The organism is Streptomyces cinnamoneus, assembly GCF_014650495.1.
Lineage (GTDB): Bacteria > Actinomycetota > Actinomycetes > Streptomycetales > Streptomycetaceae > Streptomyces > Streptomyces cinnamoneus.
This window is the reverse complement of the sequence record NZ_BMVB01000012.1, coordinates 98118-117288: the sequence shown is the minus strand read 5'-3', so window position 1 is coordinate 117288 and position 19171 is coordinate 98118. Positions and strand designations below refer to the sequence as shown.

At 69.3% G+C, this 19171-nt stretch carries 15 protein-coding genes and 2 pseudogenes; 9 read left to right on the top strand and 8 right to left on the bottom strand.

Annotation, left to right across the window (positions count from 1 at the left end):
* Positions 1-4 precede the first annotated feature (4 nt).
* From IE182_RS18970 to IE182_RS18960, 3 genes are all read right to left on the bottom strand, one after another.
* The gene (locus tag IE182_RS18970; protein WP_190111051.1) at positions 5-895 is read right to left on the bottom strand and encodes a hypothetical protein; all 891 of its coding nucleotides are present in this window, start codon (positions 893-895) and stop codon (positions 5-7) included.
* Positions 896-1179: 284 nt separating this feature from the next.
* Entirely contained in the window at positions 1180-1779 is a 600-nt protein-coding gene (locus IE182_RS18965; protein ID WP_229844933.1) for a hypothetical protein, read from the bottom strand.
* A 63-nt stretch (positions 1780-1842) separates the two neighbouring features.
* Positions 1843-2472 carry a quercetin 2,3-dioxygenase gene (locus IE182_RS18960; RefSeq protein WP_190111050.1) on the bottom strand — a complete coding sequence of 210 codons (630 nt, stop codon included), beginning with the start codon at positions 2470-2472 and terminating at the stop codon, positions 1843-1845.
* Between the two features lie 83 nt (positions 2473-2555).
* Between IE182_RS18960 and IE182_RS18955 the strand changes: the two genes are divergently transcribed.
* Together IE182_RS18955 and IE182_RS18950 are read left to right on the top strand one after the other, a co-directional pair.
* A complete protein-coding gene (locus IE182_RS18955; RefSeq protein WP_190111049.1) occupies positions 2556-2996 on the top strand; it encodes a MarR family winged helix-turn-helix transcriptional regulator in 441 nt (146 codons plus the stop codon).
* Positions 2997-3031: 35 nt separating this feature from the next.
* Positions 3032-3610, top strand: coding sequence for a hypothetical protein (locus tag IE182_RS18950; protein ID WP_190111048.1), 579 nt, complete (start codon positions 3032-3034; stop codon positions 3608-3610).
* A 20-nt stretch (positions 3611-3630) separates the two neighbouring features.
* Here IE182_RS18950 and IE182_RS32810 read toward each other — a convergent pair whose 3' ends face one another.
* Both IE182_RS32810 and IE182_RS18945 read right to left on the bottom strand, forming a co-directional pair.
* Positions 3631-3912: a DUF6083 domain-containing protein gene (locus IE182_RS32810; RefSeq protein ID WP_373303583.1), complete on the bottom strand. Its 282-nt coding sequence runs from the start codon at positions 3910-3912 to the stop codon at positions 3631-3633.
* Positions 3913-4288: 376 nt separating this feature from the next.
* Entirely contained in the window at positions 4289-4759 is a 471-nt protein-coding gene (locus tag IE182_RS18945; RefSeq protein ID WP_190111047.1) for a hypothetical protein, read from the bottom strand.
* Positions 4760-5333: 574 nt separating this feature from the next.
* Between IE182_RS18945 and IE182_RS18940 the strand changes: the two are divergent.
* Positions 5334-6134 (top strand): annotated as a pseudogene (locus IE182_RS18940) (IS110 family transposase); the annotation flags it as partial.
* Positions 6135-6293: 159 nt separating this feature from the next.
* Here the strand turns inward: IE182_RS18940 and IE182_RS18935 are convergent.
* Positions 6294-7745: an amidase gene (locus tag IE182_RS18935; protein ID WP_190111046.1), complete on the bottom strand. Its 1452-nt coding sequence runs from the start codon at positions 7743-7745 to the stop codon at positions 6294-6296.
* A gap of 151 nt (positions 7746-7896) precedes the next feature.
* On the opposite strand from IE182_RS18935, the gene IE182_RS18930 reads away from it, so the two are divergent.
* Both IE182_RS18930 and IE182_RS18925 read left to right on the top strand, forming a co-directional pair.
* Positions 7897-8505, top strand: coding sequence for a TetR/AcrR family transcriptional regulator (locus tag IE182_RS18930; RefSeq protein ID WP_190111045.1), 609 nt, complete (start codon positions 7897-7899; stop codon positions 8503-8505).
* A gap of 401 nt (positions 8506-8906) precedes the next feature.
* On the top strand, positions 8907-9179 hold the full coding sequence (locus tag IE182_RS18925; RefSeq protein WP_190111044.1) for a hypothetical protein: 273 nt from the start codon (positions 8907-8909) through the stop codon (positions 9177-9179).
* A gap of 1280 nt (positions 9180-10459) precedes the next feature.
* On the opposite strand, the gene IE182_RS18920 is transcribed toward IE182_RS18925, so the two are convergent.
* On the bottom strand, positions 10460-10858 hold the full coding sequence (locus IE182_RS18920; protein WP_190111043.1) for a VOC family protein: 399 nt from the start codon (positions 10856-10858) through the stop codon (positions 10460-10462).
* Between the two features lie 93 nt (positions 10859-10951).
* On the opposite strand from IE182_RS18920, the gene IE182_RS18915 reads away from it, so the two are divergent.
* Positions 10952-11941 carry a helix-turn-helix transcriptional regulator gene (locus IE182_RS18915; RefSeq protein WP_190111042.1) on the top strand — a complete coding sequence of 330 codons (990 nt, stop codon included), beginning with the start codon at positions 10952-10954 and terminating at the stop codon, positions 11939-11941.
* 45 nt (positions 11942-11986) lie between these two features.
* Here the strand turns inward: IE182_RS18915 and IE182_RS18910 are convergent.
* Positions 11987-12359: pseudogene (locus tag IE182_RS18910) on the bottom strand (transposase family protein); the annotation flags it as partial.
* A gap of 443 nt (positions 12360-12802) precedes the next feature.
* Between IE182_RS18910 and IE182_RS18905 the strand changes: the two are divergent.
* The 3 genes from IE182_RS18905 to IE182_RS18895 all read left to right on the top strand — a co-directional run bounded on the left by IE182_RS18905 (position 12803) and on the right by IE182_RS18895 (position 18968).
* The gene (locus tag IE182_RS18905) at positions 12803-14398 is read left to right on the top strand and encodes a hypothetical protein (RefSeq protein WP_190111041.1); all 1596 of its coding nucleotides are present in this window, start codon (positions 12803-12805) and stop codon (positions 14396-14398) included.
* Between the two features lie 58 nt (positions 14399-14456).
* On the top strand, positions 14457-14789 hold the full coding sequence (locus IE182_RS18900) for a trypco2 family protein (protein ID WP_190111040.1): 333 nt from the start codon (positions 14457-14459) through the stop codon (positions 14787-14789).
* A gap of 261 nt (positions 14790-15050) precedes the next feature.
* On the top strand, positions 15051-18968 hold the full coding sequence (locus IE182_RS18895; protein ID WP_190111039.1) for a tetratricopeptide repeat protein: 3918 nt from the start codon (positions 15051-15053) through the stop codon (positions 18966-18968).
* The last annotated feature ends 203 nt before the right edge of the window (positions 18969-19171 follow it).

Here is a 19171-nt window from a genome sequence, read left to right as displayed (position 1 = left end):
GCGGTCACTCCACGCTCGGCATCCGCGACAGGGCCCAGCCGCCGGTGCAGAAGTACGTCACCGGGAGGACGAACGGCGCCAGCGCGGCGCACACCGCCGTTATCCCCGAGGCGCTGCAGCCGGCCAGGTCGGGTGTCACGCCGACGGCCAGGACGAGGGCCGCGGCGGCGTGGGCCGTCTGTGCCACGGGGGACCAGGCGAGTTGGCGCTGCAGCTTCCCGTACGGGATCAGGGAGAACGGCAGCCCGAGCGCGAGTACGCCGATCGCGAAGAGCACCCACGGTACCCACTGCATGACCGTGTCCGTCACCGGATCGCCCCAGTCCCCGGCCGCGTACCGCAGCAGCTCCTGGCGGCCGCCGACGTGACCGCCCAGCGAGAGGTCGTCCGGAGCCCACAGGACGGCGACTTCCTGGCCCGTGTGGGGTTCGCGTGGGGTGTACGTGTCCGGTGCTGTCAGACGGTCGGGGCCACCGTGTACGGAGAGCACCAGGTCAGCGGTGTATCCGGTGACGATGCGTTCGTCGTCCTCGTCGCCGTGGTGCAGGTGTGTGATCCGGGGCTTCTCCGCGATGGTGGCGGTGGAGACGCCGGCACCTGCCGCGTGCAGCGCGGCGACCTGTGTGTCGGGCGGGTCCGGAGGGCCGAACGAGGAGGTGGCGGCGGTCAGGGAGCACAGCAGCACCAGCGCCCATATGGCGACCTGCCGCGCCTTGACCCACCCCTCCGGGCCGGAGGACGAGGGCAGTTCCTCGAACCGCTCCTGCCGTCTCCGGGCTTGCCGGCTCAGGTCCTTCTCCAGCGGTACGCCTGCGGCGGAGTCGTGGTGCAGGCGCTTTCGGTGCCGGCGACGCCCTTCCCGCCGGTACACCAGCAGCAACACGGGCCGCGCCATGGATAAGAGTGCTGCTGCCCAGACACACGTCAGCACCCCGGTGTGCGGAACGGGCGCTTTCCCGTTCGCGAGCTCCCAAACGCAGGCCACGGTGGCTGCGACGAATATCAGTCCGGCCGTGGCCCGCACGGCCTGTGTCAGCGCGCTCCGCATGGCGCGTCCCCCCTCTTACTGCGTCATGTGCACCCGTACTGGGCGCAACCCGACGCGAGTCGATCATGAGGGGGTGGCAATGTCACCCTCAAACACCGACCCGAAGCGCAAGCCATCCCGAATCCGAACCCCTATTCGCTCAGCCCTACGACGCCCCAGCCCCGTCGGGCGGCTTCGGTGAGGACGCGGCCCCAGTCCTCCAGCAGGGAGGTGAACCGGTCGAAGTCGCCGACCCATCCGTCGGGATCAGCGGCATGTTCATCAAAGGCCTTGCGCAGCCCACCGAGCCGAGGCCGTACCTGCTCCCAGGTCGCGGCCAATTCCCGAATGCTGTCGGGCGACCGCGCGACCAGCGGACCGTAAGAGACGCCAGGCTCGTCGCAGAAGAAGCCCGGATCCGTGAGCTGCGCCTCACCGTCCGGGCCCTCCCGGATCAGCCCGAGCAGCATGGCGTCCCATTGGGTCCGCATCAGCAGGTCGGCCTGAGCACGGACGGCCTCCCACCGCTGTCCGGCCCAGAAGTGCGGCTTGAACGAGCCGCAGGTGTGCAGGAACTCGTAGACGGCGAAGTAGGTGCCGTTGGGCCCGCGCGGCCACTCGAAGTCGCCCTCGACGGCCGGCGCGTCGTGGTCCCTCAGCCCCGTCTCATCGGCGTACCAGGCATCCCTCAACCGCGACAGCCGCTCCCGGGGCGGTGCTTCCCCCAGCCATGACCATTCGGTGATCAGCACATTGATGTCCAGTCCCCTTGAGAAAAGAGTACCGATCGCCTGCACCGAGAACCGCCGGCGAGATCACCTGCCACGAAACGGGACCGAGTCTCGGTCTGGCCCTATCAGATCTGACGTCCCGCGAGACAGCCGCTCACCGGCGCCCCGCCACTCGTGGTCGGGCAGGAACCGCACGTCGTACCGCTCGGGAACAGTCGCGAAGCGATGGGCTTCCGGGACGACGGGACGGCTCGGCAGGCCGAATTCTTCCGCAGGTGCGCCGAGGTTTTCGAAGAACCGCTCGAAGGTGCCGCCGGGGCCGGCGGCGACGCCGACGACCTGGCTGTGGTGACGCTCCATGCGGTAGGCGTGCGGGCAGTTCTTGGGTACGAAGCCGAAGTCGCCGGGGGTGAGCAGTTTCTCCTGCTGGTTGCCTTCGGTGTCCTCGACGAACAGTCGTACGGCGCCTTGGGTGACGTAGAAGACCTCGTGGGTGTCGGGGTGCAGGTGGGCGGGGATGAGGTCGCCCTTGGGGCCTTCGACGGTGAAGAAGTTGAAGGTGTTCTCGGTCTGCTCGCCGCCGGCGTAGATGGTGATGAGGTCGCCGAACAGATGGGCGCGGTCCCCCTCGCCCTTCTCGATGAAGTAGGGCTTGCCCGGGTCGGCGGGTATACGGGAGGCACGTCGGTAGCGGGTGGCGTACTCGATGGTCATCGGGGCTCCTCGGGTCGACCTCACGAATGTCAGGCAGCCTGACATGAGAGGGTGTCGGCAGGCAAGCCGACCGTGAGGAACCCATGCAGTCCACCCGCCGCAACCTCCCCCAGCTGTTCAGCGACGCCCGGCGCTGGTTCGAAGAGGGGCTGCTGACAGCTCTGGAGGAGGCCGGGGCCACGCCGGTGTCCCCGACACAGGCGCAGCTGTTCGCCGTGCTGGACGACCACGGCACCACGGTGTCCGAGCTGGCCCGGCGCATGGGCGTCACCCGTCAGACCGCGCACCAGGCCGTGCACGGCCTGGTCGGCGCCGGCCTCCTCGAACAGGCCCCCGACCCCTCCTCCGCCCGGCAGCGGCTGATCCGTCGCACCGAGGAAGGGGAACGCGCACATCAGCAGGCCGGTGTCATCCTCGAGCGGCTGGAGGAGCAGCTCGCCGAGCGGATCGGCCGGGAGGCGGTCGACGCCCTGCGGGCGGCGCTGGAGGTGCCGTGGGGGCGGCCCCCTTCCCCGAGGGCATGAGGGCCGCTCGGGAACAGCAGGCGATACTGTCCGGCATGACCACAGCCCCCTCCCGTCCGGCCTGCCACGATCCGGCCGACTTCGCGTCGCGCCTGGCTACGGCCGAGGACTGGTTCAGCGCCGCCATCGGTGCCCAGCAGGACGGCGAGTGGGTGCTCACCGAGACGGAGCGCCGCGTCCTGGACGACCTGGTGGCGGCGACCAATCCCCTGCACGGTGGCGCCCTGCCGCCGCACACGGGGGAGTCCCTGTACGTACGGGTGGGGCGCATCCGCAACTGGGCCGGTGCGCTCCGGCTCGCCGCCCGGGCCGGCGGCTGGGAGCTGTCCCCGGTGACGGGTACGGACCCACGGGCCCTGGCCCGTCCCGCCGGTATGGCGGACTTGCTCTCGGGCATCTACGCGCTCGCCGAGCAGGGCGATCGTTGGCAGGAGCTGCTTCTGGGCACCGCCCGCATGATGAACGCGGCCGCCCCCGGCGACCCTCTGCGGGACAGCACCCCCGAGCAGGCGATCAACGACCTGCACCCGCGGTTCAGAGCAGACCTGGCCGCTGCCGAAGGTTTCTTCACCGGCCCCGGATCGCTGGACGACCTGCCTCAGTTCTTCTACTGACTAGCGGCTGCCCGGTCCGGTCACTCGTAGGGAAGGCCGGCGTTGACTCGGTTGCGGAGCCAAATGAACGTGAAGATCGGGGCGAGGTGCTCGGGCTGGGTTCGGTGGCTGCAGACGTGGCGGTGGGCGATGCGGCACATCGCGTCGACGGGACGTTGGCCTGCCCAGTTGGTGGCGCGGCCGTCGTCGGTGATGAACCAACGGTATCCAGCGGGGACGCTCGCGGGAGGGATCTCTTCCTTGGCCTCGGAAGAACCCAGGTTCCGTAGCAGGTCGCGAATCGGTCCTGTGCGGTCCCGCACCTGGGGCAGTCAGGCGGTGGAGCTTGCGCCATGGTGACGCCGTCGTCGATGGCCCGCCTGTCGCCGGCGGTGTGGCACTGATCGCAGAGCGGCCCGTAGGGCTTGCCGCGGTCCTTGACGGTGTCGTCTATTGCCGCGCATTCGCGGCATGCGTGCCGGTAGGTGACCCCCATTGTGTGGAGGTTGGCAGCGATGGCCTGCGTCGGCGAGGGCCTCGCTGGTCGTTTGTGCTGGTGAGCGCGTTCCGGGTGGGTCCACGGGCGGCTTGGGGGTTGACGGGTTGCGCGGTGGTGCACCGCACTGACGGCTGGTCAGGCACCCTTGCCACGAGCCGCCTCATCGCCAGTCGGGCAAGGTGAACGAGGGCGGGGTGAGGTCACAGCGCGGCGGCCCGCCCGCGTACCAAGAGGTTCTGCGTTCCCAGACCGATCGCCAGGTACGCGTACAGCGACGCGGTCCCCAACACCCCGGCCCTGGCCGCGTGGTCGATCCACAAGCCCAGCCCCAGGTGCACACCGCCGGCGGCCACCCACAGCCCGGTGGTGGCCGCCGTCCCCTTGCGCAGCACCTCGCCCTGGGGGCCGCGCCAGACTCGTACGGTCCGCGCCCTGGCCGCGCCGAAGCCCGCCGCGACGGCCAGGCTCGCCACCAGGAGGACGACAGGCAACGCTGCCAGCGGGCGGTCCTTGACTACTGAGGCGATACCGAAGGCAATCCCCGAGACGCCCAGTACGCCGAGGACCGCCGGGATGATCAGGGAGCCGATGCGCCGCACCGGACGGGTGCGCAGCTGCTGTCGCACCACCAGGCCGACGACCAACACGGCTATGACGAGGTCGCCGTTCATCAATGGTTCGTGGCGGGGCTGCAACCTGAACTCCGTGAGCGCGGAAGAGTGGAGCCGACGTCGCGAGCGGATCGTCGCGCGGCGCGAGGAGTGCGGGACCAGCAGGTAGACGACGGCGCGGGCCGGAGGGGACGCCACAGAGCCTGGAGGTGGTGGCCTGGCCCGCCGGCCGTGTCCACTATGCGGTTCGGGACACCGTCCCGACGAACACCTGCCGCCCACACCGGGACGACCGCTGCTCCGCTGCCGGTACGACGCCGGGCAGCCTCACTCATGCCGATCACCGAACGTGATCGGTACACCACGTCCGGGGAGCCCAACTGGCCGCCGGTGGGGTCCGCTGCTTCCCTTCGTTGTTCTGCGGGACGTGGTGAGCCCTTCGTATGGTTGACCCGCCCAGGGGCGTCGGGTGTGGCTTTCACGCTTCTGCCGCTTGTGGCTCTCCCGGATTGGCCACCCGACGCCCCACGACGACTCGGCTGCCAATTAGGAATTGCGAATGATCGCTCTGTAGGGAATCGACAGCGAGGTCGTCCGTGGGAGCCACCAGCAGCACACCGCACGGAGGAACCACATGGCCACGATCTGGGCCGGCATCGATGCAGGCAAGACACACCACCACTGCGTCGCGACCGATGACAGCGGCCAGCGGCTGCTGTCACGCCGCGTCGCCAACGACGAGCCTGAACTGCTCCGGCTTCTCGCCGACGTACTCACCCTGGGCGACGAGGCGACCTGGGGTATCGATCTGGCCGACGGCGGAGCCACGCTGGCCGTCACGATCCTGCTCCACCACGGCCAACCGGTCCACTACATCTCCGGCCGGGCTATCCACCGGGCCTCGGAGGGCTACCGCGGCGAGGGCAAGACCGACGCTAAAGACGCCGCGGTCACCGCCGACCAGGTCCGCGTCCGCCGCGACCTTCACCCCTTACGCGTCAGCGACGAGACAGTCACCGACCTCAGGATCCTCACCAATCGATGCCTGGACCTGGTCGCCGACCGCACCCGCGTCATCAATCGGCTCCGCGCCCAGCTCAACGGCATCTTCCCCGCCCTGGAACGTGTCCTGGACTTGAATCACACCGGGCCGCTGATCTTGCTGATGGGTTACCAGACACCCGTTGCCATCCGCCGGATCGGCACAAAGCGTTTGGCTGCCTGGCTGCGGAACCGCAGCGTCATCCGTGCTGACCAGCTCGCCGAGAAAGCCGGCGAGGCCGCCGATCGTCAGCACACCAGTCTTCCCAGGGAGAAGCTGGCCGCCCGGATGGTGCACACGCTGGCGAAGGAGGTAATGGACCTCAATCAGGAGATCGGCGAGCCCGACAAGCTCATCGAGGCCCGGTTTCGTGACCACCATTCCTTCGATGTCTACGACGGCGTGGGGGCGAGTATCCCCCGGCCCCCGCGCCCCCGCCTCGCACTACGAGATTACGAGGTACAGAGCATCTGCGGGGCGTGGGACGGTTGGAGCCGGGTGCGGGCCCAGGCAGCATCTGCTCGGGCCCGTCGTCGTGGCGGGCGGGGACCGTCAGGCGTTGTGGTGATTGCCCGCCCACACGGCGGGGGTCCGCTGGGCCCAGGGAGTGGCCCGTTCCAGTTGTCCGGCGAGACGGAAGAGGACGTCCTCGCGTCCGTATCCCGCGGCGAACTGGATGCCGATGGGGAGTCCGGTGGCGGGGTCGGTCTCCAGGGGGACGGACATGGCGGGGGTGCCGGCGACATTGAACGCGGCGGTGAAGGGCGAGCGGTGGAAGAGTTGCCGGACCCAGCCGAGACCGTCGGCGCCTTCGGCACCCTCGGCGTACGTACCCAAGGGGACGGGCAGTTCGGGCAGGCTCGGGGTGAGCAGCAGGTCGTAGTCGGTGAAGTACCTGCCGATTGCGCGCGCGACGCTGTTGCGCATCGCGAGTGCGTGGACGAACTCGGACCCGCTGACCTGCTGTCCGTATAGGTAGCTGGCCAGCATCTCGGGTTCGATGGTGGTGGAGTCGACGGGGCGCTCGAAGGCCGCGGCGAAGCCGTCGATCCACGTCACCAGATTGGTGCTCCAGAGGCGGGCATTGGCCAGGACGAATTCCTCCCAGCTGACGCCGAGGTCGACCTGGACCTCTTCCACCCGGTGTCCCAGGGACTCGGTGAGCCGTGCGGAGCGCAGTGTGGCGTCGACGACGGTGGCGTCGGCGGTCCGACCGCCCCAGGGCTGTGTAAGGAGGCCTATCCTCAGGCTCCCCGGGGAACGGGTGATCTCCTGTGCATAAGGCCGCTCCGGCCGCGGGGCGGAATAGGGGTCACCGGCCTCGGGGCCATGGACGAGGTCCAGCAGCGCGGCGCTGTCGCGTACCGAGCGGCTGAGGACGCCGTGGACTGCGAGCCCGTTGAAGACCTCGTCCGCGTCGGGGCCCATGGAGATCCGGCCGCGGGTCGGTTTCAGCCCGAACAGACCGTTGCCGGCGGCCGGGACACGGATGGAGCCCGCCGCGTCGGTGGCATGCGCGATCGGGACGATGCCCGCGGCCACGGCGGCTCCCGAGCCGCCACTGGAGCCGCCGGGGCTACGAGTGGGATCCCAGGGGTTACGGGTGGCGCCGTACAGGACGCCTTCCGTGGTGGTGCTGTACGCGAACTCCGGAGTCGCCGTGCGTCCGAGTGTCACCAGCCCGGCGCGGCGGAAGCGCGCCATGAGTGATGAGTCGGCCCCGGCGACGTTTCCTGCGGCGAGGCGGCTGCCCAGTTCCACTCGCTTGCCGGCCATGGCGACGGCGAGGTCCTTGATCAGGAAGGGCACCCCCGCCAGTGGCGTGCTGCCGGGGGCCGGCGTGTCCTGTGCGGGCCAGGTCTCGACGACGGCGTTGATCTGCGGATTCACCACCTCGGACGCCAGCTGGGCCGTCGCGGCGAGTTCCGCGGCAGTCACCTGGCCGCGGGCGACCAGGTCAGCCAGGCCGACGCCGTCGTAGTTCACGTACTCGGAGAGCTGCATATTCGTCCATTCAGGGGAAGCGACACCAGCCGACAAGACCGCTCGGTATCTCAAGATACCGAGCGGTATCGTGTGGGACTGAGCGGTACCGTAGCATTGACGGCAGGCGGTGCAACCCCCCACCGGACCGATGAAGGGCCGTACGGCGAGCATGGACAGAGTCAGCAGGCAGAGCAGGGTGGCCAAGTTGCCGCCCCGGGAACGGATCCTCGACGCGGCGGAGGAACTCTTCTCGCGTGAGGGGATCAAGGCGGTGGGCGTCCAGGCCATCGCCGGCCGGGCCGAGACCACCAAGATGGCGCTGTACCGCCATTTCGCGACCAAGGACGCACTGGTCGAGGAATGGCTCCGCATCGTGGCAGCCGACTACACCGCTGTGTTCGACCGGTTGGAGGAGGCACACCCCGACGAGCCCCGGGCACAGATCCTGGGGATCGCCCGGTTCATCGCCGACGGACTTCCCGGGATCTCCCACCGGGGGTGCCCGTTCATCAACTCCATCGCGGAACTACCCGACCGCACCCACCCGGCGCGCCGGCTGATCGAAGCCCACAAGGCCAACCAGATGCGCCGGCTCACTGACTTGTGTGCCCGGGCCGGGATGTCCGATCCGGACGAGGCGGCCACGGAGATCACCTTCGTCCTTGAAGGAGCCCAGGTAAGTACCCAGAACGGAAGCGTCGAAGACGCGGGTGAGCGGCTCATGCGGATCGTCGAAGCCGTCCTGGACCGCCACTCGGCCCCCAAGGCCGCCCGGTGAACGGTCACGCCATGGAATGATCCTGTGTGGTGGAGCGGCCGGACAGCAGTGAGCATCGCCCGGCCCGTCCCCGTGCTGTCCGGCCCTCACGCAGTCACCCGGCCGACGCGTCGAACAGCGGCTCCGGCCCGTCGCCGGTGATCCGGGCCCGAGAGTCCATCCACTCGCTCAGCCGGTCCCGCACCTGGGCGAAGTCACGTCGGCCCACGTCGGCCCCGGCCTGCTGAATCTCCCCGACGTACGCACGCGCCACTCAGCGCCAGGAAGAGATCGGCCAGGCGTGGCAAGTGAGCCGGGGGGATCAGTGACGTGCTTGCTCGGGTGACAGAGCGTCACTCACTCGAGGGGTGGCGCTGTGTCCCTGCTGCTCTGCGGCGCCTTCCGACTGCATGCTCGGCTCCATGATTTCGTTCCACCGTCCTTCGCCGGGCCTTCTCCTCGCCACCGCCGGCATCGGCCTGCTCACAGGCGCCGCATCGACCGCCTACGCTGCCGCCCTCCCCTCCCCCGCCCTGCCGGAACCGGCGCACGCGCCAGTGACCGGGCAGGCCGTCACCGTGTCGTGCCGTGCCTTCGGCCCGACGCTGTTCGTACATATCCCGTCGCAACTGTCCGCTCTTCCATCAACAGTCACTCCGGAGCTGAGGGGATTCCCGGAGTGTCTTACGGCATGAGCGGCGAGGAGGACACGGACGACGTGGACTCGCCCGAAGAGTAAGCCTGTTCTGCAAGCGGCCCACCTGATCGCGGACGACGAGAGCAGGCAGGCTCGGACAGCGTCAGGCTGCCGCCTTCGAATGCCGTAACCAGTCCCCGGCAACTGCCGGCGCCCGACGCCTCGGACGCCGAACGGACACCCTTCTGGGCTATTCAAATCTTGCTGCACTTGAGAGCGGCGAGTGGAGAGGCCTGTGTGGTGCGCATCGATTTCGCCCTGCCGGATGTCCGAGGTCCTTATCCTTCGCCTCATGATCCGGTGCGGTTGCTGAGGCTCAGTGCGCGAAGGGCTGCTGATTCTGCTTCTCGCACACGCGCCGGCTATCCGACATGCGCACCACGCCCAAAATGCAGGGCTGCCTGGACGTCTTCGCCTTCGACGGGCAGTGGCGGTCCAGGCAGCCGTATGGAGGCTCGGGCATCAGTAAGCGCTCCGGACGGACAGATGGCATCACCTCGCCTGCGACGCGAAGGCTGCGTACGCCCCTGAGCCGGACGATCCACCGGGCCGCACCTCGAGGCCTCGAGCAACCACATCCGCGGAAGAACGCCTTCCATCCTCTCGGCAACGGGGCGATGCGCGCCGGATGCCCTAGTTCAACGCTGCGTAGTCAGCTCCAAGTCAGCACGGGATCCTGCCTACAGGCAGCACACGCCGTGCGAGTTAACGGAACGGGCCTCAACAGCGCTCGGTGATGATGACGTTGTGTAACTGGCGGTGGGAAGCTCACCACCGAGGAACCACACGCGACCCATCGACACCTGACGCCTCCATCCCAGCACCGGCAGCCACATGCACATGAGCCCCGCACTCCCGAGCGGGAGTACGGGGCCCCGCGGCGCTGCCGCGCTCCGAGACGCCGTTACCGGATCACGGCTCCGAACGCCTTGCCGCCGGACGGGATGCCGTCCTTGCCCGGCGGGTGCACAAGCCGGACTGGTCCGTGCTTGGTCTGCCGACGCAGTGCGTCCACCAGGTCGGCGATGTCCTCGGGGGTGCGGGCGGGGCTGGTGGCGGGGCGGGAGGAGTGGCTGAGCAGGCCGTTCTCGCCGTGCGCGCCAGCGGGCGTACCACTTCGCCAGACAACAGCGGGAGATCCCGGCTCCCGCAGCGACGTGCGCGATCGGATGTCCGGCGTCGACCCGCAGGCACAAGCGCAGACCTCCTTGGGGGGTCAGCGGTGCCCGGCTGGTGGGCCCTTGGACTCGGCGGCCGCGTGAGCGGCTGTGCGTGGGGTCAGTGTGCGAACTTTTCGATGGCCGCTGGGGTGACGGGGGTGAAGAAGTTGACGAGGTTGCCGTCGGGGTCGCGGAACAGCAGTGACCGGTTGCCCCAGGGCATCGTGGTGGGCTCGTTGACGAAGTCGGTGACGAAGCCGGTCAGGTTCTGGTGAACGCGGTCCACGTCGTCGACGAGGAACTCGGTGATCACGCTGTGGTTGTCCGCCGGGCGGGCAGAGCCCGGGGCGAACAGCGGGACGGTGCGAGTGCCGGCGATCGCGAGGGTCGCGCCCGCGGTCTTGAGTTCGGCGAAGTCCTCGGTGGCCCACGTCGCCCGCGCCCCTGTGGCTCGCTCGTAGAACTCGACGAGGCGCGCTACGTCGCCGGTGATGATGCGGATCGAGACGAAGTCCATGGGAATCTCCTTGGCTGTGCTGGAGGCGTGCACGTCGCAGGCTAGGAGAAATAGTGGACAGAATCGGTCCTCTATTCACGTTAGGCTGCGAACATGCCTCGACCCACCGGCCGCGTGCTGACACTCCTGGAGCTGCTGCAGTCGGGCGGCACCCGGACGGTGGCCGAACTCGCCGACCGGCTCGGCGTCGAAGGGCGCACCGTGCGCCGCTATGTGGACCACCTGATCGACCTGGACGTGCCCGTGGAATCGGTGCGCGGCCGCTACGGCGGCTACCGGCTCGCCCCCGGGTACCGCTTGCCTCCGCTCATGCTCAGCGACGACGAGGCGCTGGCCGTGCTGCTCGGCCTGGCCGCCGGCCACCGATCAGGGCTGACGACGACGGAGCGCACGGCAGGCGAGACGGCGTCGGCGAAGATCCGGCGGGTGCTGCCCCAGCACATCGCCCGTCGGCTCGACACACTCCTGGAGGCTCTCGCCTTCACGGATCAGCCCGGCGAATTCGACGCCCCCAACGCCGGGCTCCTGCTCACCATCGCTGATGCGGTGCGCCACCGCCGACCGGTCTCGATCCGCTACACCGACCGCGACGGACGGCGCAGCGAACGCACACTGCACGCGTACGGGATCGTCGCCCATGCGGGGCGGTGGTACGTCACGGGCAAGGACGCCCGGATCGGCGAGGACCGAACCTTCCGGCTCGATCGCATCGCAGACGCGCGGACCCTGCCCGGCTCATTCGAAACGCCCATGGGTCCCGGTCCGGCACAGCGCGTGCTGTCCGGCTTCGCCACGGCCGAGTACCGGCACGAGGTGACCTTGCGGATCCACGGGACAGTTGAGCAGATCCGCGCCCACCTTCCCATCAGCGTCGCGAACCTGGAGGAGCACGAGTCCGCGGCCGGCAAGGACCGCGCGACCGAGCGCTGGCTGCGCGTCGAGCTACGGGCGGAGCGGCTCGACTGGTTGCCCCAGGTACTCGCCGCACTCAACCGGCCGTTCGTCATCGAGCGCCCCGACGAACTACGCGACCTCGTCACCGCGCTCGCCGACCGCCTCACGTCCTACGCCCGCCAAGCCTGACCGCGAGGAACCAATGTCATGAGATGGCACACCTAGAGGTCGCCGAGCCTCTCGGTGGCGACATCGTCGAGTTGCAGGAACCGATCGGGCCTTGTGGCCTCCGCCGTCCGGGATCCGTCCGAGTTTCTTGACGTCGATGTGGACGAGTTCGCCGGGTCGGTCGCGTTCGTAGCGGCGGATGACCTGGCCGGTGGGCCGGTCGATCCAGGCCAGCCGGTTCAGGCCGTGGCGGGTGGGTATCCGGTGCACGGTCGAGGTGGGCAGGCCCAGGATCGGGCCGATCCGGGCCGGGCCCGTTTGCGCGTCGTTCTCAGCTCGCATACCCGGGTTCGAGGGCGGCGGGGGTGCGGTGCGGGGTTGTGCGGGGCCGGCTGGAGCGGTCCCGCAGTCCCGGTTCGCCCTCGGTCTGCCACCGACGGTGGTGGGCGTCGGCGGAGTGGTCGTCACACCGGACATGCAAGGCCAGGGCTGGCTCGGCTCGTCGTCACAGCGGCACTTGACCACGCACGATGAGTTCTGAGCACGCACTCCTATTTCTACCGATCTCCCCTCGTGCCGCAAGCGGTGTCAGCTCCAACGAGGCGGTCGGTGACGGTTCCGTTCAGCAGCAGGCGTCGGCGGCGACGGCACCAACGACGCAACCGGTTCCCGACTCCCCTGCTCATGACATGCGATCGCCCACTGGCCACCTGATCGTCCCGGATGGCTCACGCACTGCATGGAGCGCGGTGTGCCGAGGCGATTGAATACGGCGCCGGGTGTCGTCATCCTGACGCTGTGGAGGCTATGGGGAAGGAAGCAGCGCAAAAGCCCGTCGACGTCCATCTCTTCGTCCGGCCGACGCCAGCGGAGACTGAGGCAGTGGCAGCCGTACTGCTTGCTGCTGGCGTGGAATCGACCTTACTTGAGCCGCCGGGCAGCGACTTTCACGCCGAGGTCGTGCGGACCGCGAGCATGACGCCCACGACCCTGGCCACAGTCGTCGTGGCGCTGCGACAGCGTCTCCGTCACGGCATCACAGTCCGCGTGGCCACGCCCAGCGATGTCGTCGTCCGGTGCGACGCGGACGTCGCACAAGGGCTGATGGTGATCCGAGGGCAGAACGGCGGCGACACCGAGATAGGGGACGCCGCCAGCGTGCCCGGCGTACTCGGGGCGGCATTGGTGCAGGAGACAGATCCATCGATCGTCGCATTGCCAGGTTCGTATGCTCCCAGTCTACTGTTCGAAACAGAGCAGAACGTAGCGCTGGCCTCTGAAGCAATCAGGATGGCCCGCGTCTTTGCCGACCCGGATTTCGTCCACGGCGCGCAGCCCACGCGCGATCTGCTCGACGATCCGGCCGCACTGACTGCTGTGGCCGAAAGGCCGCGCGTCTTGCTGGACCTGCTGCTGCTCGCCCATGCATTCTCCCGCACCGACGACGGCGACCCCGAAGTCTCGCAACTTCGTCTGCCTGGCATGGAGGAGGCCCGGCGGCTCGCCTCGGTGGTGGAGGTCTTCGTCCTGCCGTCGACCGACCCGGAAGCCAGGGTGCTGGTACGCCCGCTACCCGGCGGCGGCCAGGGGTTCCTCATCGGTGTGCCGCCGTTGGCCGCCGAACTCATGGCCAACCTGTGCTGGGCGATGCCCGTCCTCTTCAGTGTCGCCGACGAATCCTACGGAACCGGCGGCACGAGCCCTGACCGGGAAAGACTCTGGAGCGACCTGGACAGCTCGGTGGCCTCGTACCTGAGGTCCTGGCGACCTGGCCGCGCTACCACCACGCTACTCCCACCCCAGCCCCTCATCCCGATGACAATGCCGCCCGGCGAGATCCCCCACGGCCCCGGAGACCCCTTCATGGTCTTCGACGCGTGCGGCCTCTTCCTGATCGCCCGCGCTCTCGCCCCCATCCTCTCCGGCCGGCTCGGCGAGCAGGCCGACAGCAGCCCTCTGCCACCCTTCACCGCGGGTCTTCCCCGAGCAGTCGGCCGAGAAGTGATGGCCGACTCCTCCGGATACGTGCTGACAACAAACGCGCTCATCCTCGACAGCAGTGAACGAGCACCGTGCATGCCTGACATCGGCAATGTCAGGCGCCACTTCCATGGGGAACGGCCCAGCCGTTTCGGGCGGACCAGGCGGTTGCAGCAACAGGCCCGCCGCGACGGCATGCTGATGCTGCGGAGCGTCGACCGGGCCACCGAGGCGTTGCTGTCCTACTACGCCGTCGCGGACATCATCGCCGCGCTCGCCCGTGCCCGCGGAGACAGCGCGCTTGCCCGGCACCTGGAGTCGATCGCCGACCGCCGGGAGACGGTCTGCGCGTACGCGTCCTGGGTCAAGCAGCACGGTTTCCCCGAGTCCTGGGGCCTATGCACCTGGCGCGAAGGGGAGGAAGAGCAATGGGAACACTTTCAGGCATACGTACGGCACGTGCAACAGCACCTCGTTCCCGCAATCGTCGGTGGCTAGGGCGAGGAACCATGTCAACTCCCCTATCTTGCAGGGCTGAACAAATTACGGTGGCCGCATGAGCGACATCACGGTCGGCGAAGCCATCGACCACCTCAGGTCAGAGTTGACTGCTGCACAGGCCCGCGCAATCGATGCCGGAGTACGGTTCGAACTCGGCGACATCACTATGGAGTTCACCGTCGAGCTGCGTCGCGAGAACACCGCCAAGGGGTCCGTCAAGGCGTGGGTGGTCTCCGCCGAGGCGGGCGGCACGCGCGCCGAGGTGACCACTCATCGGCTCGCATTCACCCTGCGAGCGGTGGACCAGGACGGCCAGGGCATCAGGATCGTCAACTCCGAATCCGTCACGAGCGGTCTCGCGGGTGGCGGTGGCGCGCTCACCCGCTAGGCCGTGTCCGCAAAGTAGCGCCGTACGCCCGAAGGGCGTGGCCCGCGGCGTCTGGTGCGTGCGATCGCAAGGCGGAGGGTCGTCCTCGTTACTGGGCGTACTCGGGCGACCCCGACAACGCAGCGAGCGTGCGTGCTGGGGGCGCCTCCCAGCGGTAGCTGGGGGAGTCGCGGGCCAGGCGGGACTTTGCGGACACGGCCTAGTGCACCGGGTTGACAACGCGCGGCAGGGAACCAGGACGCCAGGGACGGAGCACTGTCGATGGAGCTGGGCCGGATTGTGGCCGTTCTGCTGGCCGGGGAGACGGAGTACGTAGGCAATGGCAGCGGCTACTTGCTCGGGCCGCGACTTGTGCTGACGGCCCGGCATGTGCTGGCCGGCCGGAAGACCTGTGAGGTGCAGGTACCCGGCGGTGCGCCGGTCCGGTGCTCCGCCGTTTGGCGGGGCGACCTGATCGCTGGAGCGGACGTGGACGCAGCCCTTCTCCTCGCCGAGGAGGACCTGCGCGGCTCCGTGGCACCTGTCCGCTGGGGCCGGCTCGTGACATCGCGGCAGCAGCCGTGCGATGTGGCCGGCTACCCTGACGCTGCCCGCCGGGCCGACGGCACCCTGGACCTCGAACAGCCCCGCGCCGTGCTGTCCCCCGGCACGGGCGCCCTTGCGCACCGCTACACCGTGGAACTCGCCAGTGCGCCACCTCCCGGCCCTGCCCCCTCCCCGTGGAGCGGGCAATCGGGCGCAGCGCTCTTCTGCGGTGCCACGGCCCACGGGCTGCCCCTGCTGACAGGTGTGGTCGTGACCGATGTGACCGGCTGGGGGCTGCCCCGCTGGGAGGCAGTGCCGGTGTACGCGCTCCTGGCCGACCGCCGGTTCACCGAGCTGGTGACCCGGCACACGGACGCCGCGCCCGTGTGGGAGCCTGTTGACCTCCAGGGCCTCATCGCTCCGGCCGGAGGCTGGCAGGTCCGGTCACCGGCGACGCTGCTGGACCAGCGGGCCGAAGTAGTCCGTTTCCACGGCCGCGAAGCGTTACTGAGCGAGCTTGTCGAGGACTGGTGCGACGGGGACGGGGTCCGGCTTTCCGTGATCACCGGGCCCGGGGGCGCCGGCAAATCGCGCCTGGCGCGCGAGCTGTCTGCGCGGCTGCGGGACCGGCACGGCTGGGTCTGCGGTGTGCTGGATGATCGCGGCCCGGAGGGGGACTACGGCGTCCTGGCCGAGGTGGATCGCCCCCTGCTGCTCGTGGCGGACTACGCCGAATTACGCATCCCACAGCTGACCAGTCTGCTCGTAGTACTGGACCGGCGGCCCGCAGGCCGCCCGCCCGTGCGCCTGCTGTTGACCGCGCGGGGCCGCGGCGACGACATCGGAGGCTGGTGGGACCAGCTCAGGACCCGCACCCGTGAGACCCGGGCACTGACCTACGACGCCATACACCGCCAACTGGCCCCGATCACGGAATTATCGGACCGTGATGCCCACTACCAGGACGCCCTGTCCGATCTCGCCCAGCGACTCCCCGAGGCCCTGCCTCGCGCACTGCGGGAGGTTACGGGCGACTGGTCGACGCGCGTCGCTCTGGTCCCGCCCCGGGACGTAAGCGCACCCGCGTACGGCTCGGTCCTCACCCTCCACATGACTGCACTGACCGATCTGCTGTCCGTACATCCCTTGACCCGTCCCGCCGATGCGCACCTTCTCGTCGAGGAGCAGCTCCTGCTGCACGAACGCGCCTACTGGGAGGACAGCGCGGCCAGCCGCCCTCTGCTGGTCGCCTCCGGGCCGGTAGGGCTGGCCGACGCGGTCGGCACGGCGGTCCTCACCGCCACGGCCGAACCCGGCCTTGCTCCGACGTTGTTCCGATCGTCGCCGGGGTTCCGCGAGGCCGCCGACGACCTCGTCGGCCAAGGCACTGCCTGGCTGGCCGAGATGTATCCGGGGGCCGGCGATACATGCTGGGGTGCGCTGCAACCCGACCGGCTCGGCGAGTACCACGTGGGCTCGCGCACCCGCGCCGATCCCGATCTCGTGACCCTGCCCCTGGTCGCCCTCGCGGCCCTCCCGTCCGCCCGGGACACGTCCACCCGAACCGAAGCAGTGGTCGCCGCCCTGGTCACGGTCTCCCGGACCGGTGCAGTCCCGCGCCACTGGCAGCCGGTCGCCGACGCCCTCGACGCAGCGCTCAGCCGCGAGCCGTCCCTCGCCGCCCAGATCATGCACGCCGCCACGCTCACCGATTGCCCCGATCCGCTCACCGAGGCTCTGCACCGGCTCACCGACGCCCCGGCCACCGATCCGCAGCATCTGCTGGAGCTGCTCGACCGGCTCGGCGCGGGCCGCAGCCGGGTGCTGGCCCGTTGGGCGACCCGGACCGCCGTCATCGCTGCCCGCGCCCTGCCTCCCGGGCAGCGGCCGGCAGCACTGATTCACGAGGCCGTCTGGCGCCAGACAGCCGGAGACCACCAGGCCGCCTTGCGCCGCTGCGACGAAGCCCTGCGCCTGTACGGCAGTGACGCGGCCGGCACCACACCCGCCCGGCTCGTCGAGGCCCTGACCACGAAGGCCCGCTCGCAGCGCTGGACCGGGGCCTTCACGCCCGCACTGGCAACTCTGGACGCGGCCGAAGAATTAGTGGCCGAGCTTCCCGAGGGTCCCGAGCGGGACATGGCAACCACGGAACTCCTCAGCGAACGAGGCCGGGTCCACGTCGGCCAAGGAGAGCCCGAGGCGGCGCTGCCGCTTCAGGAGCGCAGAGTGGCCCTCCTCACGGCACTCGCCGACGCAGGCCGGCCCACAGCATTCGAAAGGCTTGCGGACGCCGAGGCGGAACTCGCTCGCGCCCTGCACGCTCTTGGCCGCTTTCGGGACGCCTTCGAGGCCCTGTCGGACAGTACAGCCGAGGAGCTGAGCCGCACAGCAGGGGAGCACCCTGACACCCTCGACGGCGATGCCGTAGGCAGCATGGTCACCCGTGCAATTCGACTCAGGCAGCTCGACCGCCATGAGGAGGCGCTGGCCGTCCTGCACGACGCGCTCCTGGTCGTCGACTGCCCGGAGAGCCTCGCGACGCCCATCGGTGCAACCGGCTTGGCTGTCGTCCTGAACAACGTGGGCATAACCCTCATGTGCCTGGAACGGCACGAGCAAGCCGTGGAACCGATCCGGCGCGGGCTCGATATCCGCCGGCGGCTGGCCACACACGCCGGCATGCCTGTCGAGCCGCTCGCGAGCTCCCTGCTCCAGTACGCCAACGTGCTCCAGGAACTCGAACGCGACCAGGAAGCGCAGCAGGCTGCCGAGGAATGCCTCGCGGTCAGTACCGAACTCGTACGCCGCGGGCTCGCGCACCCGCGAACGAAGGCCCAGGCACAGATTCTGCTCGCCGCGATCCTGGTGAACGCCGCCGCGGCACAGCCGGGCAAGCCACACCGTGCTGAGCTGTTGAGGGCTCTTCGGCTGCTCAACGCCTCGGTGCGGTACTACGAACGGAACCTCCGTGACCTCCCCGGGGATCACCAAGCCGAGTACGCGGGCATCCTGAACGCCGCCGTGGAGCACTACTCCCGGCTGGGCCTGAACTGGCTCGCCTTCCAGGTCTCCCACCGCATGCTGGCCGTCTGGCGGACCGTGGCTCGCCACGACCCACTGCAGCACGGCGACAACCTGGCCAACGGCCTGGCAACCGTCGCCAGGGCCTACGAACGGGTCAGGCGCCCCGCCCGCGCCGAGCGGCTGCTGGCCGAGGCGGTCGCCGTCCGAGGCATGCTCGTGTCCCTGCGGGGAGAGGGCATCGACCGGGTCCAGCTCGCCTCCGCCCTGGCGGAGCACGGCGAAGCCCTCTCCCGTGCCGGCCGGCATCGCAAGGCCCTGACCCAGCTGCGTGAGGCACTCGCTCAGACCCAACGAGCACAACCAGACCTCTCGCCCGAGCAGTACGCGATCGCTATTGCCACCTGCCACTTCAACCTTGCCGACACCCTCCCCTGGACCGGAGCCTTCGAGGAGGCACTGGCCGAGGTGGCCGCCTCAGAAACCTCCCTGGTAGCCCTTGCCCAGCGCATGCCCGAGCTGTACGAGCAGGAGATGCGCGACTGCGCCGCCTTGCGCACAGCCATCGCCGACGCGGCGCGAAACGGCCTGCCCACACCTCCCCAACGCCGCCGCCCGACCCGGCGCTGATTGGCTTTCTGAGCAGGCGAGACCTTGGCGGCGATGGTTGCCGGCAGAGGGACAGAGCGTCTTTCGTCGACCTGCTGGCAGGGTTTTTGGCGATGTAGTCGTTGACGAAGGCGAAGTTGAAGACCCCGCTGAGAGTCCCGTAGCGGTTGATGGCGGTGCCGGCCTCATAGCCACGGTCCTCGACCATGCCTACGCCGGACTTC